This window comes from Bacillus sp. F56 (assembly GCF_001748205.1).
Classification (GTDB): Bacteria; Bacillota; Bacilli; order Bacillales; family Bacillaceae; genus Bacillus; species Bacillus stercoris.
Genome location: NZ_BDFC01000014.1, coordinates 17,820 through 34,478, shown reverse-complemented (window position 1 = coordinate 34,478; position 16,659 = coordinate 17,820). Strand labels below are relative to the sequence as shown.

General features: G+C 42.8%; 13 protein-coding genes and 1 other annotated feature. All 13 genes read right to left on the bottom strand.

What is annotated here, in order from left to right:
• Positions 1 to 14 precede the first annotated feature (14 nt).
• Positions 15 to 323: a 30S ribosomal protein S10 gene (gene rpsJ / locus BFW96_RS20210; RefSeq protein ID WP_003156464.1), complete on the bottom strand. Its 309-nt coding sequence runs from the start codon at positions 321 to 323 to the stop codon at positions 15 to 17.
• Between the two features lie 236 nt (positions 324 to 559).
• Positions 560 to 1,516: an alpha/beta fold hydrolase gene (locus tag BFW96_RS20205; protein ID WP_069840418.1), complete on the bottom strand. Its 957-nt coding sequence runs from the start codon at positions 1,514 to 1,516 to the stop codon at positions 560 to 562.
• A 98-nt stretch (positions 1,517 to 1,614) separates the two neighbouring features.
• Complete coding sequence (tuf, locus tag BFW96_RS20200) at positions 1,615 to 2,805, bottom strand: elongation factor Tu (RefSeq protein WP_003242008.1); 1,191 nt, start codon at positions 2,803 to 2,805, stop codon at positions 1,615 to 1,617.
• Positions 2,806 to 2,924: 119 nt separating this feature from the next.
• Positions 2,925 to 5,003, bottom strand: coding sequence for an elongation factor G (fusA, locus tag BFW96_RS20195; protein WP_014662529.1), 2,079 nt, complete (start codon positions 5,001 to 5,003; stop codon positions 2,925 to 2,927).
• Between the two features lie 52 nt (positions 5,004 to 5,055).
• On the bottom strand, positions 5,056 to 5,526 hold the full coding sequence (rpsG, locus tag BFW96_RS20190) for a 30S ribosomal protein S7 (protein WP_003225784.1): 471 nt from the start codon (positions 5,524 to 5,526) through the stop codon (positions 5,056 to 5,058).
• Between the two features lie 41 nt (positions 5,527 to 5,567).
• The gene (gene rpsL / locus BFW96_RS20185; RefSeq protein WP_003225781.1) at positions 5,568 to 5,984 is read right to left on the bottom strand and encodes a 30S ribosomal protein S12; all 417 of its coding nucleotides are present in this window, start codon (positions 5,982 to 5,984) and stop codon (positions 5,568 to 5,570) included.
• Positions 5,985 to 6,097: 113 nt separating this feature from the next.
• Positions 6,098 to 6,346, bottom strand: a complete 249-nt coding sequence (locus BFW96_RS20180; RefSeq protein ID WP_003242012.1) for a 50S ribosomal protein L7ae-like protein — start codon at positions 6,344 to 6,346, stop codon at positions 6,098 to 6,100.
• A 178-nt stretch (positions 6,347 to 6,524) separates the two neighbouring features.
• Complete coding sequence (gene rpoC / locus BFW96_RS20175; protein WP_069840417.1) at positions 6,525 to 10,124, bottom strand: DNA-directed RNA polymerase subunit beta'; 3,600 nt, start codon at positions 10,122 to 10,124, stop codon at positions 6,525 to 6,527.
• 61 nt (positions 10,125 to 10,185) lie between these two features.
• Positions 10,186 to 13,767, bottom strand: a complete 3,582-nt coding sequence (gene rpoB, locus BFW96_RS20170) for a DNA-directed RNA polymerase subunit beta (RefSeq protein WP_009966326.1) — start codon at positions 13,765 to 13,767, stop codon at positions 10,186 to 10,188.
• A 245-nt stretch (positions 13,768 to 14,012) separates the two neighbouring features.
• Positions 14,013 to 14,618 (bottom strand): class I SAM-dependent methyltransferase, encoded by a 606-nt coding sequence (locus tag BFW96_RS20165; protein WP_014662527.1) that lies wholly within the window; start codon positions 14,616 to 14,618, stop codon positions 14,013 to 14,015.
• An 89-nt stretch (positions 14,619 to 14,707) separates the two neighbouring features.
• Positions 14,708 to 15,079: a 50S ribosomal protein L7/L12 gene (gene rplL, locus BFW96_RS20160; protein ID WP_003156436.1), complete on the bottom strand. Its 372-nt coding sequence runs from the start codon at positions 15,077 to 15,079 to the stop codon at positions 14,708 to 14,710.
• 45 nt (positions 15,080 to 15,124) lie between these two features.
• Positions 15,125 to 15,625: a 50S ribosomal protein L10 gene (gene rplJ, locus BFW96_RS20155; RefSeq protein ID WP_003235042.1), complete on the bottom strand. Its 501-nt coding sequence runs from the start codon at positions 15,623 to 15,625 to the stop codon at positions 15,125 to 15,127.
• A 65-nt stretch (positions 15,626 to 15,690) separates the two neighbouring features.
• Positions 15,691 to 15,832, bottom strand: a sequence feature (ribosomal protein L10 leader region).
• Between the two features lie 45 nt (positions 15,833 to 15,877).
• Complete coding sequence (gene rplA, locus BFW96_RS20150; protein WP_003235040.1) at positions 15,878 to 16,576, bottom strand: 50S ribosomal protein L1; 699 nt, start codon at positions 16,574 to 16,576, stop codon at positions 15,878 to 15,880.
• Positions 16,577 to 16,659 lie beyond the last annotated feature (83 nt).

The following is a 16,659-nucleotide window of genomic DNA, read 5'->3' as shown; positions in this document are numbered from 1 at the left end:
TCTATATTTTAGAATTAAAGTTTAATTTCGATATCGACACCAGATGGTAAGTCTAATCGCATAAGAGCATCAACAGTTTGTGGTGTTGGGTTCACAATGTCGATTAAACGTTTATGTGTACGCATTTCAAATTGCTCACGAGAATCTTTGTATTTGTGCACCGCACGAAGGATTGTGTAAACTGATTTTTCAGTTGGCAACGGAATCGGACCAGATACGCTGGCACCAGAACGTTTTGCCGTTTCAACAATCTTCTCTGCAGATTGATCAAGGATTCTATGATCATATGCTTTCAAACGAATACGAATTTTTTGTTTTGCCATTATTTTCCCTCCTTTTCGCCTACATCACGTTAGACAGTTCTCCGTGAGAAAAACCTGAACACCTTGCCATGGCAAAGCGGCCGGGTGTGTCAGCAACCTCTCACTTCATCGCAGTCAAAGACCAACATACACCATTATACAGAAAATAGGCGTATGTTGCAAGACTTATTTAAAATATGCATGGTTTGCACACTTTTTATATTATACAGGGGTTTTTCTTATTTATCAAGGACCTATCATAAATGGTACCGTGCATGACGACTTAGTGTACTAGCGAATAATGACGGCTCCTCAATATGCGGGGTATGAGCTGAATTCTCAAATTGAACCCAGCGCTTTTCGGGCGCCACGAGTTCTTGATAATACTGTTTCGATATTTCAGTTGGAACAATTAAGTCATGTTTCCCTGAAATGAAAACACACGGTACTTTAATAGAAGGAACAGATCTAAATGCATTAAACCTGTACAACTCATCTGTTAAATGTTTTTTGCTGAAGCGCAGTCCATTGAGGACGCTATGAATGTTTCGCACACCATACTCATTACCAGTAAGCATTTGAAATAAAACAGCAAGAGAATGTCGATGCAGGCGAGTGAATCCTCCTCTGCTTACCTCAACGCAAAATCGATAGATAAGATGCTGGATATCCTGCTTCCAAGGCGGAGCCCCAATGAAACGTGTGAGCAAAGATAATATGCTGGCTTTCTTTGCTTCAGAAGTTTTACGAATATGTCGATAAGCAGTTGATTCTTCATCGTGAGGACTGACAACCTGACTGATTCCATAATAAGCGTAAAACAAGTCCGGGCGCTGCTGCACTACATGAAGCGCCAGCATTGACCCCCAAGAATGACCGGCCAGATATAGTTTTGTTTTTGAAAAGTGAGCTAAGAGCCATTGAGTGACATGGATTGTATCTTTAATGAAGTGATTTATTGTCATGGAGTGTTGGGAAATTCGTTTAGAATATGAAAGCCCTGATCCTCTCTGATCCCAATGAACTACAGTGAAATACCGTTCCAGCTCTTTTTGATAATGTCTAATGTATCCGATTTGCGGCGTTCCCGGCCCGCCATGTAAAAAAAGCAGCAATGGATTTTCAACATCAGCTCCATTAATCATCAGCATTTGCTTTGTATTCCCAATGCTCAGTTCTTTCATGATTGCGATTGATCTCTTTTCAGGAATCATAGATAGTAGCCCCTCGAATATGATAGATCCTATTATACAAGAAAAAGAAAAGCAAACAAAAAACGAGACCCGCAGGGGTCTCGTTTAAAATCATACTATTACTCAGTGATTGTAGAAACAACGCCTGAACCAACAGTACGTCCGCCTTCACGAATAGAGAAACGAGTTCCTTCTTCGATAGCGATTGTAGAGATAAGTTCAACGTTCATTTCAGTGTTATCTCCAGGCATAACCATTTCTACGCCTTCTGGAAGATGGATGATACCAGTTACGTCAGTTGTACGGAAGTAGAACTGAGGACGGTAGTTAGAGAAGAATGGAGTGTGACGTCCACCCTCTTCTTTAGAAAGAACGTAAACTTCAGCTTTGAATTTGCTGTGTGGAGTGATTGTACCTGGTTTAGCAAGTACTTGACCACGTTGGATTTCTTCACGAGATACACCACGAAGAAGGGCACCAATGTTGTCACCAGCTTCAGCATAATCAAGAAGCTTACGGAACATTTCAACACCTGTAACAGTTGTTTTCTTGTTCTCTTCTTGTAGACCGATGATTTCAACTTCGTCACCGACTTTAACTTGTCCGCGTTCTACACGGCCAGTCGCTACTGTACCACGACCAGTGATTGAGAATACGTCCTCAACCGGCATCATGAATGGTTTTTCAGTGTCACGTTCTGGAGTTGGGATGTACTCATCAACCGCATCCATAAGTTCGAAGATTTTAGCTTCGTACTCAGCGTCACCTTCAAGAGCTTTAAGAGCAGAACCTTTGATTACTGGTACATCATCACCAGGGAAGTCGTATTCGCTAAGAAGATCGCGAACTTCCATTTCAACTAGTTCAAGAAGCTCTTCGTCGTCTACCATGTCGCATTTGTTTAAGAATACAACGATGTATGGTACACCAACGTTTTTAGAAAGAAGGATGTGCTCACGAGTTTGTGGCATTGGGCCATCAGCAGCAGATACTACAAGGATAGCTCCGTCCATTTGCGCAGCACCAGTGATCATGTTTTTAACATAGTCAGCGTGTCCTGGGCAGTCAACGTGTGCATAGTGACGAGTTTCAGTTTCGTACTCAACGTGTGCAGTAGAGATTGTGATACCGCGCTCACGTTCTTCTGGAGCACCATCAATTTGATCGTACGCCATAGCTGTACCTTTACCAGATTTCTTATGAAGTACTGTTGTGATAGCAGCAGTTAAAGTTGTTTTACCATGGTCAACGTGTCCAATTGTACCAATATTGGCATGTGATTTGGAACGGTCGAATTTTTCTTTAGCCATTCTAAAATCCTCCTTAAGAGCTTTTAATTAGTAATGTATAGAGTGATAGGAAGTGAAAGAAAGCTTTCACTTCCTCATCTTACAATAGTAGTTATACTTGAGTTAAGCGGCAAAATCAATTATTCGCCTTTATTTTTTTTGATAATTTCTTCAGAAACGCTCTTCGGCACTTCTTCGTAGTGATCCATGAACATAGTGAACGTACCGCGACCTTGCGTATTAGAACGAAGTGCAGTAGCGTAACCGAACATTTCAGCAAGAGGAACCATAGCACGAACAACTTGAGCGTTACCGCGTGCTTCCATACCTTCTACGCGTCCGCGACGTGAAGTGATATCACCCATGATATCTCCCATGTATTCTTCTGGAATAACCACTTCTACTTTCATGATTGGTTCAAGAAGAACTGGGTTACATTTGCTGACTGCATTTTTCAATGCCATAGAAGCAGCAACTTTAAATGCCATTTCGTTTGAGTCAACATCATGGTAAGAACCGTCGAAAAGTTTAGCTTTAATGTCGATAAGCGGGAAGCCTGCTAGTACACCATTTTCAAGTGCATCTTCCAGACCTGCTTGAACAGCTGGGATGTATTCACGAGGAACGACCCCACCAACAATCGCATTTTCAAATTCAAAGCCCGCGCCTTCTTCGTTTGGTTCGAATTCGATCCAAACGTGTCCGAACTGACCGCGTCCACCAGACTGACGTACGAATTTACCTTCAACTTTTGCACCGGTACGGAATGTTTCACGGTACGCAACTTGAGGAGCACCAACATTGGCTTCTACTTTAAATTCGCGCTTCATACGGTCAACAATGATATCAAGGTGAAGTTCACCCATACCAGAGATGATCGTTTGGCCAGTTTCTGGGTTTGTTTGAGTACGGAATGTAGGATCTTCTTCAGCAAGTTTCGCTAAAGCGATACCCATTTTATCTTGGTCAGCTTTTGATTTAGGCTCAATAGCAACGTCGATAACTGGTTCTGGGAATTCCATTGACTCAAGGATAACAAGATCCTTCTCATCACATAGAGTATCTCCAGTAGTTGTATCTTTTAGACCTACAGCAGCTGCGATATCCCCTGCGTATACAGTAGAGATTTCTTCACGGCTGTTAGCGTGCATTTGAAGAATACGTCCAACACGCTCACGTTTGCCTTTAGTAGAGTTTTTCACGTATGAACCGGAATCAAGTGTTCCAGAGTACACACGGAAGAACGTCAACTTACCAACGTAAGGGTCAGTCATAACTTTAAATGCTAATGCAGAGAATGGCTCTTCATCAGAAGAATGACGCTCAATCTCTTCATTTGTATCAGGACGTGTACCTTTGATTGCAGCAACGTCAGTTGGTGCAGGAAGGTAGTCAAGAACAGCATCAAGTACGAGTTGAACACCTTTGTTTTTGAAAGCAGAACCAACAAGAACAGGGTAGAATTCAACATTTAATGTACCTTTACGGATACCTGCTTTTAACTCGTCAATTGTGATTTCTTCACCCTCAAGGTATTTATCCATAAGCTCTTCATCAAGCTCACATACAGCTTCAATAAGGCTGTTGCGAAGCTCTTCAGCTTGCTCTTTATACTCTTCAGGGATTTCTTTTGCATCAGAACGAGTTCCGAGGTCATCTTCGTAGAAATACGCAACGTTTTCTACAAGGTCGATGATACCTTCGAAATTATCTTCAGCACCGATCGGCAATTGAATTGCATGAGCGTTTGCTTGAAGACGATCTCTTAAAGTTCCTACAGAGTAAAGGAAGTCTGCACCGATTTTGTCCATTTTGTTAACAAAAACGATACGCGGTACTCCGTAAGTTGTTGCCTGACGCCAAACAGTTTCTGTTTGAGGCTCAACGCCTGATTGCGCGTCAAGTACAGCAACAGCACCATCAAGTACACGAAGAGAACGTTCAACTTCAACTGTGAAGTCTACGTGTCCTGGAGTATCGATGATGTTTACGCGGTATCCTTTCCACTGTGCAGTTGTCGCAGCGGAAGTGATTGTGATACCACGTTCTTGTTCCTGTTCCATCCAGTCCATTTGTGAAGCTCCTTCATGAGTTTCACCAATTTTATGGATACGACCAGTATAGAACAAGATACGTTCTGTAGTAGTCGTTTTACCGGCATCAATGTGAGCCATGATCCCGATATTACGAGTTTTGTCTAAGGAGAACTCTCTTGCCATTGGGTAATTTCTCCTTCCTTATTGGGAAATTGTGTTTTTTAGTATATAAATCCTACCAACGATAGTGAGCAAATGCTTTGTTTGCTTCAGCCATCTTATGAGTATCTTCACGTTTCTTAACAGCAGCACCAGTGTTGTTAGCTGCGTCAAGGATTTCGTTAGCTAAACGCTCTTCCATCGTTTTTTCTCCACGAAGACGAGCGTAGTTTACTAACCAGCGAAGTCCAAGAGTCGTACGACGTTCAGGACGAACTTCTACAGGAACTTGGTAGTTCGCACCACCTACACGGCGTGCTTTTACTTCAAGTACAGGCATGATGTTTTTCAATGCTTGTTCGAAAACCTCCATTGCATCATTGCCAGTACGTTCTTTAATGATATCGAATGACTTGTATAGGATTGTTTGAGACTTACCTTTTTTACCATCGATCATCATTTTGTTGATTAGACGAGATACAAGCTTAGAGTTGTAAATCGGATCAGGTAAAACGTCTCTTTTTGCTACAGGACCTTTACGTGGCATCTGAATATCCTCCCTTCATCAATTATGCGTATTTTCGTTTATTATTTTGCTTTAGGTTTTTTCGTACCGTATTTAGAACGGCCTTGTGCACGGTTTTCAACTCCAGCAGTATCAAGCGCACCACGAACGATGTGGTAACGTACCCCTGGTAAGTCTTTTACACGTCCACCGCGGATAAGTACAACACTGTGCTCTTGCAGGTTGTGACCGATACCAGGAATGTAAGCAGTAACCTCGATTCCGTTAGTCAAACGAACACGAGCATATTTACGAAGTGCTGAGTTCGGTTTTTTCGGTGTCATTGTACCAACACGAGTACATACCCCGCGTTTTTGTGGAGAAGATACGTTAGTGTGCTCTTTTTTAAAGCTGTTGTATCCTTTGTTAAGTGCAGGAGACTTTGAGTTTTCTACTTTACTCACGCGTCCTTTGCGAATTAGCTGATTAATTGTAGGCATGATTTTTTCCTCCCTTCATTACGTTTTATAACCCACATACCCAGGTGGTTCATCAAAAGGCAAAAAACAATGTCTTTACACAAGATGGAATCTTACGCAAAAACAAAAGTACGTTATAAAATAATGGCAACAGCGGCTGCTCCTACCTCAATTCCGCAGGCTTTGCCGAGCTTTTTCATGGATTCAACCATTAAGACAGAGATACCTTGATCTTCCGCAAGTGAAACAACACTTGACGTAAGTATCGGATCTGCGTCCTTTGCAACGACTACTTCCTTTACTGAACCTCGCTTTAGAGCTTTCACTGTTTGCTTCGTACCAATAATAATTGATTTGGCCTGTGATACTTTATCATAAGACATAAACATATCCTCCAAAGTAACAGGTTTATTTCGAGCACCTTGGTTATATTATCATTCTAGGAGACGAATGTCAACAAGGTATGACATTTTTTAGTTTCTATCTTCTCATAGAGTGACTTTTTAATAAATATATCTGCTGAAAGACTGCAAAAACAGTCTTTCAGCAGAATGAAATCAATTATTCAACCGGGACCATATCGTCAGTTGGCTGAACATTTGAAATTGGTTTTACTTTACGGTATTTCATCATTCCTGTACCAGCTGGAACAAGCTTACCGATGATAACATTCTCTTTCAAGCCGAGAAGCTCGTCACGCTTACCTTTGATCGCTGCATCTGTAAGGACACGCGTTGTTTCCTGGAAGGAAGCAGCAGATAAGAATGAATCAGTTTCAAGAGATGCTTTTGTAATACCGAGTAAGACAGGACGGCCTGTAGCAGGTCGATTGCCTTCGAGCAACACCTTTTTGTTTGCTTCAGTAAATTGGTGAATGTCAAGCAATGTACCTGGAAGCACATCAGTGTCACCGGCATCAATTACGCGTACTTTACGAAGCATCTGGCGAACCATTACTTCTACGTGTTTATCACCGATTTCAACACCCTGCATACGGTAAACCTTTTGAACCTCATGGAGAAGATACTCTTGAACAGTCGTCAGGTCAGTCACTTTAAGAAGTTCTTTCGGATCGATTGAACCTTCTGTCAGTACTTGGCCACGAGTAATTTTATCTCCTTCCGCTACTTTCAGGCGGGAGTTGTAAGGTGCCGTATAAGAACGTGTTTCCACTGCGCCTTGAACCACAATTTCCTGCTGCTTATCACGAACTTCATTAATCTCAACGACTGTACCGTCGATTTCTGTAATTGTTGCCTGACCTTTCGGATTACGCGCTTCGAAAAGCTCTTGGATACGCGGAAGACCCTGTGTGATATCGTCTCCGGCAACCCCGCCTGTATGGAATGTACGCATTGTTAACTGTGTACCAGGCTCACCGATTGATTGGGCAGCAATGATTCCGACAGCTTCACCGACTTCAACATCGGAGCCAGTTGCAAGATTTCGGCCATAGCATCGTTTACATACACCATGAGGCGTATTACATGTGAAGGCAGAACGGATCCACACTTCTTCAATGCCAGCTTCGACAATCTCCAGCGCCTTATCTTCATCGATTAGTTCGTTTTCATTCACAAGCACTTCACCTGTTTCAGGGTGCTTCACTTGTTTTCGTGCAAAACGGCCGATTAAGCGTTCTTCTAAGCGCTCAATTGTTTCAGTTCCTTCTTTAAGAGGCTTAGCAAGAATGCCTCGGTCAGTTCCGCAATCAGTTTCACGGATGATAACATCCTGCGCAACGTCAACGAGACGGCGTGTAAGGTAACCTGAGTCAGCAGTTTTAAGAGCGGTATCGGCAAGACCTTTACGCGCACCGTGTGTGGAGATAAAGTACTCCAATACTGTCAGACCTTCACGGAAACTTGATTTGATCGGCAACTCAATGATACGTCCAGCCGGGTTGGCCATCAGGCCGCGCATTCCGGCAAGCTGCGTAAAGTTAGATGCGTTACCACGGGCACCAGAGTCACTCATCATGTAGATCGGGTTGAGTTCATCAAGTGATTTCATCAGTTTGCCTTGGATCACGTCTTTTGCAGCACTCCAGATAGAGATGACTCTCTCATAGCGTTCTTCTTCAGTGATAAGACCGCGGCGGAACTGCTTCATAACGTTGTCAACTTTGCTTTGCGCTTCTTCAAGAATTTCTTGTTTATCATCGAGTACGACGATGTCAGAAACCCCAACTGTAATACCAGCTTTTGTTGAATATTTGAAACCTAGGTTTTTCATGCGGTCAAGCATTTTAGACGTTTCCGTGATATGGAATCGTTTAAAGATTTCCGCGATGATTTTACCCAGAATGCCTTTTTTGAACGGTGCATTGATTGGCTGCTGTGCGATGACAGCTTTAACGTCAGCACCTTTTTCCAAGAAGAAACGGTCAGGTGTTTTCTCTTCAATGTTGCTCTTCGTTGGTTCATTCATGTAAGGGAATGATTCCGGAAGAATTTCATTGAAGACAAGCTTACCGACAGTTGTAATTAACAATTTTGAGCGCTGTTCTTCGGTAAATGTCACATTCTTAAGGGAGTTAGCTGCAACAGCTACTCTCGTATGAAGGTGAACATATCCGTTTTGATAAGCAAGAAGCGCTTCGTCTGTATTCTTGAAGACCATGCCTTCACCGACAGCACCGGCACGCTCAAGTGTCAGGTAATAGTTACCAAGTACCATATCCTGAGACGGTGTTACAACCGGTTTACCATCTTTAGGGTTCAAGATGTTTTGAGCAGCAAGCATCAAGATGCGTGCTTCAGCTTGTGCTTCAGCAGATAATGGTACGTGAACCGCCATTTGGTCACCGTCAAAGTCAGCGTTGTAAGCTGTACATACGAGCGGGTGAAGGCGGATTGCGCGTCCTTCAACAAGCGTTGGTTCAAACGCTTGAATACCTAATCTGTGAAGTGTAGGGGCACGGTTCAGCAGTACTGGGTGCTCCTTAATAACTGATTCTAATACATCCCAAACTTCAGGCTGTACGCGCTCAATTTTGCGTTTCGCACTCTTAATGTTGTGAGCAAGACCCTTTTCAACAAGTTCTTTCATAACGAAAGGCTTGAAGAGTTCAAGCGCCATTTCCTTCGGTAATCCGCATTGGTACATTTTCAAATGAGGACCAACAACGATTACAGAACGTCCGGAGTAATCGACACGTTTACCAAGAAGGTTTTGACGGAAACGGCCTTGCTTCCCTTTCAACATGTGAGAAAGAGATTTTAACGGTCTGTTACCAGGACCTGTTACAGGGCGTCCGCGGCGGCCGTTGTCAATTAAGGCATCGACAGCCTCTTGAAGCATACGCTTTTCGTTTTGAACGATGATGCTTGGCGCACCAAGGTCCAGAAGGCGTTTCAAACGATTGTTACGGTTGATGACACGACGATAAAGATCGTTCAAATCAGAAGTCGCAAAACGTCCGCCATCTAGCTGAACCATCGGTCTAAGCTCCGGAGGAATAACAGGAAGCACATCAAGGATCATCCAAGAAGGCTTGTTTCCTGAGTTACGGAAGGCTTCTAAAACTTCAAGACGTTTGATCGCACGAGTACGTCGTTGTCCTTGTGAAGTTTTCAGCTCTTCTTTTAACATATCAACTTCTTTTACAAGATCGATATCTTGAAGAAGTTTATGAATTGCTTCAGCACCCATAGATGCTTGGAATTTATTACCGTATTTATCAAGATAAGCACGGTATTCTTTCTCAGACAGAAGCTGTTTCTTTTCAAGCGGTGTATTTGCCGGGTCAGTTACAACGTAAGAAGCAAAGTAAATCACTTCTTCTAAAGCACGAGGTGACATATCCAGCACAAGACCCATACGGCTTGGAATACCTTTGAAATACCAAATGTGGGAAACTGGGGCAGCCAGTTCAATATGCCCCATTCTCTCACGACGGACTTTAGCCCGTGTTACTTCGACTCCGCAGCGGTCACAAACTACGCCTTTATAACGAACTCGCTTGTACTTCCCGCAATGACATTCCCAGTCCTTAGTCGGTCCGAAAATGCGTTCGCAGAATAGACCGTCCTTTTCAGGTTTTAACGTACGATAGTTTATCGTTTCAGGCTTTTTCACTTCACCAAAAGACCATGAACGGATTTTATCCGGTGAAGCAAGACCGATGTTCATATACTCAAAATTGTTCACATCTAGCAAGGGGCCTACCTCCCTTTTTATCTTCGGATTAACCGATGTCACTTGCCTTTATAACTAGAGATTATTCTTTTGTTACTACATCACGTTCAACGTCTGCAGATGCTGTTTCTTCCGGCTCTTCATCACCTGATAATGCCAGGCCGTCAGCTTGTTTCGCATCTTCTTCGTCTTCTAAATCTCTCATTTCTATTTCTTCTTCATCACCAGAAAGGATTTTGACATCCATACCTAAGCTTTGAAGTTCTTTGATTAATACTTTGAATGATTCCGGAACACCTGGTTCAGGAACATTGTCGCCTTTAACGATGGCTTCGTATGTTTTCACACGTCCAACCACGTCATCAGACTTAACAGTCAGAATTTCTTGAAGAGTGTAAGCCGCACCATAAGCTTCAAGTGCCCAAACCTCCATCTCACCGAAACGCTGTCCGCCAAATTGCGCTTTACCGCCAAGAGGCTGCTGCGTAACAAGTGAGTAAGGGCCTGTAGAGCGAGCATGAAGTTTATCGTCAACCATGTGAGCCAGTTTGATCATGTACATGATACCGACAGATACGCGGTTATCAAACGGCTCTCCAGTACGTCCGTCGTAAAGCACAGTTTTGGCGTCACGAGACATGCCAGCTTCTTCAAGTGTTTCCCAGACATCCTCTTCACGCGCTCCGTCAAATACAGGAGATGCAATGTGAATGCCGAGGTAACGAGCGGCCATACCCATATGAAGTTCTAATACCTGCCCGATGTTCATACGTGATGGTACGCCCAGCGGGTTAAGCATGATATCAATTGGTGTGCCGTCAGGAAGGTAAGGCATATCCTCTTCAGGAAGAATCTTAGAGATAACACCTTTGTTACCGTGACGACCGGCCATTTTATCCCCTTCAGAAATCTTACGTTTCTGAACGATATATACGCGTACTAACTGGTTAACACCTGGAGGAAGTTCGTCTCCGTCTTCACGGTTGAAGACTTTAACGTCATGGATAATTCCTCCGCCGCCGTGAGGCACACGAAGAGAAGTATCACGAACCTCGCGGGCTTTCTCGCCAAAGATGGCGTGAAGCAGGCGTTCTTCTGCAGTCAGTTCAGTTACGCCTTTAGGCGTTACTTTACCAACAAGAAGATCTCCGTCTTTTACTTCTGCCCCGATACGGATGATTCCGCGGTCATCAAGATTGCGAAGCGCATCTTCACCGACGTTTGGAATATCGCGAGTGATCTCTTCAGGTCCAAGTTTCGTATCACGTGCTTCTGATTCGTATTCTTCAATGTGGATAGATGTATAAACATCATCCTTTACAAGGCGTTCACTCATGATGATGGCATCCTCATAGTTGTAGCCATCCCATGTCATGAAGCCGACCATTACGTTACGGCCAAGTGCAAGTTCACCAAGCTCCATAGAAGGGCCGTCAGCAAGGATTTCTCCTTTTACCACTTCATCGCCGACACTTACGATCGGACGCTGGTTGTAGCACGTACCTTGGTTAGAGCGGACAAATTTCAGCAGGCTGTATTTATCCAGGTTTCCTTTTACTTTTTGACCGTCTACTTCTTCATAACGGCGAACCCAAACGTTTTTCGCTTCTACACGTTCAACGATACCAGGGTGTTTACAAATTACAGCGGCACCAGAGTCTTTTCCTGATACGTATTCCATACCAGTTCCAACGAATGGCGCTTCTGGCTGCATCAAAGGCACAGCCTGACGCTGCATGTTCGCTCCCATGAGGGCACGGTTGGAGTCATCGTTTTCTAAGAACGGGATACATGCTGTCGCAGCAGATACAACCTGCTTAGGCGATACATCCATGTAGTCTACACGGTTTCTGGAAACAACGGTGTTCTCCCCGCGGAAACGAGCTACGATGCTGTCATCAATAAAGGCGCCTTCGTCATCGAGACGAGCGTTCGCTTGAGCGACAACATAGTTATCCTCTTCATCAGCAGTTAAGTAATCGATTCTGCCCGTTACCTTCCCTGTTTCAGGGTCAACGCGGCGATATGGCGTTTCAATAAAGCCAAAACGGTTTACTTTTGCATAAGATGATAGTGAGTTGATCAAACCGATGTTCGGGCCCTCAGGCGTTTCAATCGGACACATACGGCCATAGTGGGAGTAGTGAACGTCACGCACTTCCATTCCGGCACGCTCACGTGTCAATCCGCCCGGTCCTAATGCTGACAGACGGCGCTTATGCGTTAATTCAGCAAGCGGGTTCGTCTGATCCATGAATTGAGAAAGCTGTGAGCTTCCAAAGAACTCTTTAATGGACGCAATAACAGGACGAATATTGATCAGCTGCTGAGGCGTAATTGTATTCGTATCTTGAATTGACATTCTCTCACGAACCACACGCTCCATACGGCTTAAACCGATACGGAATTGGTTCTGGAGAAGCTCGCCTACAGAACGTAAACGGCGGTTTCCAAGATGATCGATATCATCTGTGTCGCCTACTCCGTGCAGCAGGTTGAAGAAGTAGCTGATTGAAGAAATAATATCAGCAGGCGTGATGTTTTTAATCTCTTCTTCAATGTAAGCATTGCCGATTACATTAATAACCTGTTCTCCTTCTTGATCAGTCGGAGCAAAGATTTTAATGGATTGAAGAGTCACTTCATCTTCAACAACACCGCCATTCGGATACAGCTTTCTGAAACCGATTCCGTTTTCTAAGTATGGCAGTACTTTATCAAGTGTTCTTCTATCAAGAATCTGACCTTTTTCAGCAAGGATTTCTCCTGTTTCAGGATCAACGAGCGTTTCAGCAAGTCTCTGATTGAAGAGGCGATTCTTAATATGAAGTTTTTTATTAATTTTATAGCGTCCTACATTGGCAAGATCGTATCGTTTCGGATCAAAGAAACGAGAATCAAGCAAGCTTTTCGCATTTTCTACTGTAGGCGGCTCTCCAGGACGGAGACGCTCGTAAATTTCAAGCAGTGCTTTGTCGCTGTTTTCTGTGTTATCTTTATCAAGCGTATTTCTCAGGTATTCGTTTTCTCCTATGAGATCAAGAATCTCTTGATCGGAGCCGAAGCCGAGAGCACGCAAAAGAACCGTAACCGGCAACTTACGTGTGCGATCAATGCGGACATAAACAACATCTTTCGCATCAGTTTCGTATTCTAACCATGCGCCACGGTTTGGAATGACAGTTGCGGTAAAACCTTTTTTACCGTTCTTGTCTACTTTACCACTGAAATATACACTTGGAGACCGAACAAGCTGGGAAACGATAACGCGTTCCGCACCGTTAATGATAAAAGTACCTGTATCTGTCATAATAGGGAAATCACCCATGAAGACATCTTGGTCTTTTACCTCTCCAGTTTCTTTGTTAATTAAACGAACCTTCACTCTTAGCGGAGCTGAGTAAGTCACATCACGTTCTTTTGATTCCTCTACAGGATATTTAGGCTCACCTAAACTATAATCAATGAACTCAAGAGAGAGGTTACCAGTGAAATCCTCAATTGGTGATATGTCTTGAAACATCTCTCTAAGACCCTCATCAAGAAACCACTGATAAGAAGAGGTTTGAATTTCAATGAGATTTGGTAATTCTAACACTTCGCTAATGCGAGCATAGCTTCTGCGCTGGCGGTGTCGTCCATACTGAACTAGTTGACCTGTCAACTGATTCACCCCTCAAATCATGCGTATTATATGTGTAATAAGCATTTCTTCCAAAGAAAGAAAATACTTTTACAAGACAAAAGAAAAAAGGGTTTCTAATTAAGAAAACCACATCCAAAAACAAATACCGATTTTATTAGCATTTCCATACTTGTATAATTTATACATAGATATTGACAATTCATCATATCAAGCAAAATATATACATTGGCATTTTACAATATTAACATAGTTAAAATACCGAGTCAAACTTTTTTTGCTTTTATGATATAATAGCCTTTCTTTTTTTGAACGACAGAAACTTCATCGAACAGTTCCTCGAGCTTTTCAATGGCAGAAGGCGCGCCTTGCTTTTTCTGTATGACGATCCACAACTCACCTGAAGCTTTTAAGTGTTCAGCGCTTTTCTCAAAGATAGCATGGACAACTTTTTTTCCGGCTCGGATTGGGGGATTTGTAAGAATAGAAGCAAATGTTTGAGCAGAATCAACGTTTGAAAACAAATCGCTTTGATAAATCTTAACGTTTGTTATTCCGTTCTGTTCCGCATTTCCATTTGATAGTTCTACGGCTCTCTCATTAACATCAATCATGTGGATAGTCCGGTCTTTAAAGTCGCTGGCAAGCGATAAACCAATCGGCCCGTACCCGCAGCCTACATCCAAAATGCTGCCCTCAACCTCAGGCTCTTCAAAAGAATCTATCAGCAGGCGGGAGCCGAAATCAACTTCTTTTTTAGAAAAAACCCCGCTGTCGCTGGTAAACGTGAAATCTTTATTCCGAAGCCTAAAAGACCAGGTTTGCTTGTTGCTTTTCACTGAAGGTTTTTCTGAATAATAGTGCTCACTCATTATTAGAACCTCCTTTTTTCATGGCTTAAAGAATGGCAAAGAAAAAGCTCGCCTCATAAAAGCGAGCTTCCCCTCCAGGTAAGTGAAGATTACTTAACTTCTACAGAAGCGCCAACTTCTTCAAGTTTAGCTTTAAGCTCTTCAGCTTCTTCTTTAGCAATACCTTCTTTAAGTGGTTTTGGAGTGTTGTCAACAAGTTCTTTAGCTTCTTTCAAGCCAAGACCAGTGATTTCACGTACAACTTTGATAACTTTGATTTTTTGAGATCCAGCACCAGCAAGGATAAGATCGAATTCGCTTTGCTCTTCAGCAGCTCCGCCTGCAGCAGCTCCGCCAGCTACAGCTACAGGAGCAGCAGCAGTTACGCCAAATTCTTCTTCGATTGCTTTTACTAGGTCGTTCAATTCAAGTACAGTTGCTTCTTTAACGGAAGCAATGATTTCTTCGATATTTAAAGCCATTTGTAATTCCTCCATTTTGTTTTAATTTATGAAAAACTGATTAATTTAAGCGCCTTGTTCTTCCTTTTGTTCTGCCACAGCTTTTGCAGCAAGAGCAAGGTTGCGAACTGGAGCTTGAAGTACGCTAAGCAACATAGAAAGCAAGCCTTCGCGTGATGGAAGTTCAGCAAGAGCTTTCACTTCTTCAACAGTAGAAACTTTACCTTCGATAACGCCAGCTTTGATTTCAAGAGCTTCGTGATTTTTAGCGAAGTCATTAAGAACTTTAGCCGGAGCGACAACATCTTCAGTGCTGAATGCGATCGCGTTCGGTCCAGTTAAGAAATCATTCAAACCATTAAGCTCAGCTTGTTCAACCGCACGGCGAGTCATCGTATTTTTGTAAACTTTGAACTCAACGTTAGCTTCGCGAAGCTGTTTACGAAGTTCAGTTACTTCAGAAACGTTAAGTCCGCGATAGTCAACGATGATCGTTGATTTACTTTCTTTCAGTTTAGAAGCAATTTCTTCAACAACAACTTTTTTTGTTTCAATTGCGCTGCTCATGGTTACACCTCCTGTAGATTCTTGTGTAACACTTATACCGTTAGGTGATCACGACTGAGACGACGGATTCCATATAAAAAGCCTCCATGAGACATGGAGGCTGTATATACAAGCATACGTAACGTAATAGCTGTGATAATATACACCTCGGTAGGATAATTAAGCGGTTAAGGCCCCTACTGTCTACGGTATAAATGATATTCTATTTTACAACATTTTGAATAATATCAGAATGTTGATGTCATGTCAATATTATTTTACGTTAAAAGTTGAAGAGTCTACTTTGACACCAGGTCCCATAGTAGAAGTTACAGCAACGTTTTTCACGTAAACGCCTTTAGCTGCAGCAGGTTTAGCTTTAAGGATTGTATCGTACATTGTTGTGAAGTTCTCAACAAGTTTTTCATCCTCGAAAGAAACTTTACCGATAGGAACATGAATGTTTCCAGCTTTATCAACACGGTATTCAACTTTACCAGCTTTGATTTCGCCGATCGCTTTTTCAACTTCGAAAGTAACTGTACCAGTTTTAGGGTTTGGCATTAAACCTTTTGGTCCAAGTACACGACCGATTTTACCAACTTCACCCATCATGTCAGGTGTAGCTACGATAACATCGAAATCGAACCAGCCTTGTTGAATTTTGTTGATGTAGTCAGTATCGCCTACGAAATCTGCACCAGCAGCTTCAGCTTCTTTCGCTTTTTCGCCTTTTGCGAAAACGAGAACGCGCTGAGTTTTACCAGTTCCGTTTGGAAGAACAACTGCTCCACGGATTTGCTGGTCGTTTTTACGAGGGTCAACCCCTAAACGGAAAGCCACTTCAACTGTAGCGTCGAATTTAGCTGTGTTTGTTTTTTTAACGAGAGCTACTGCTTCAGAGACGTCGTAAGCTTTAGAACGGTCTACAAGCTTAGCAGCTTCAACGTACTTTTTACCTTTTTTAGCCATTTTAAAATTTCCTCCTTATGTGGTTATAGCGGAATAACCTCCCACGAATAAGGGTTGCGAACTTGTTAAAACTCGCAACCCGA

Coding starts and splice junctions, on each gene's coding strand:
- BFW96_RS20165 (WP_014662527.1), bottom strand. CDS start 14,618: ATGAGTGAGCACTATTATTCAGAAAAACCTTCAGTGAAAAGCAACAAG.
- BFW96_RS20180 (WP_003242012.1), bottom strand. CDS start 6,346: ATGTCTTATGATAAAGTATCACAGGCCAAATCAATTATTATTGGTACG.
- fusA (WP_014662529.1), bottom strand. CDS start 5,003: ATGGCAAGAGAGTTCTCCTTAGACAAAACTCGTAATATCGGGATCATG.
- rpsL (WP_003225781.1), bottom strand. CDS start 5,984: ATGCCTACAATTAATCAGCTAATTCGCAAAGGACGCGTGAGTAAAGTA.
- rpsJ (WP_003156464.1), bottom strand. CDS start 323: ATGGCAAAACAAAAAATTCGTATTCGTTTGAAAGCATATGATCATAGA.
- rplL (WP_003156436.1), bottom strand. CDS start 15,079: ATGGCTTTAAATATCGAAGAAATCATTGCTTCCGTTAAAGAAGCAACT.
- tuf (WP_003242008.1), bottom strand. CDS start 2,805: ATGGCTAAAGAAAAATTCGACCGTTCCAAATCACATGCCAATATTGGT.
- rplA (WP_003235040.1), bottom strand. CDS start 16,576: ATGGCTAAAAAAGGTAAAAAGTACGTTGAAGCTGCTAAGCTTGTAGAC.
- rplJ (WP_003235042.1), bottom strand. CDS start 15,625: ATGAGCAGCGCAATTGAAACAAAAAAAGTTGTTGTTGAAGAAATTGCT.
- BFW96_RS20205 (WP_069840418.1), bottom strand. CDS start 1,516: ATGATTCCTGAAAAGAGATCAATCGCAATCATGAAAGAACTGAGCATT.
- rpsG (WP_003225784.1), bottom strand. CDS start 5,526: ATGCCACGTAAAGGTCCTGTAGCAAAAAGAGACGTTTTACCTGATCCG.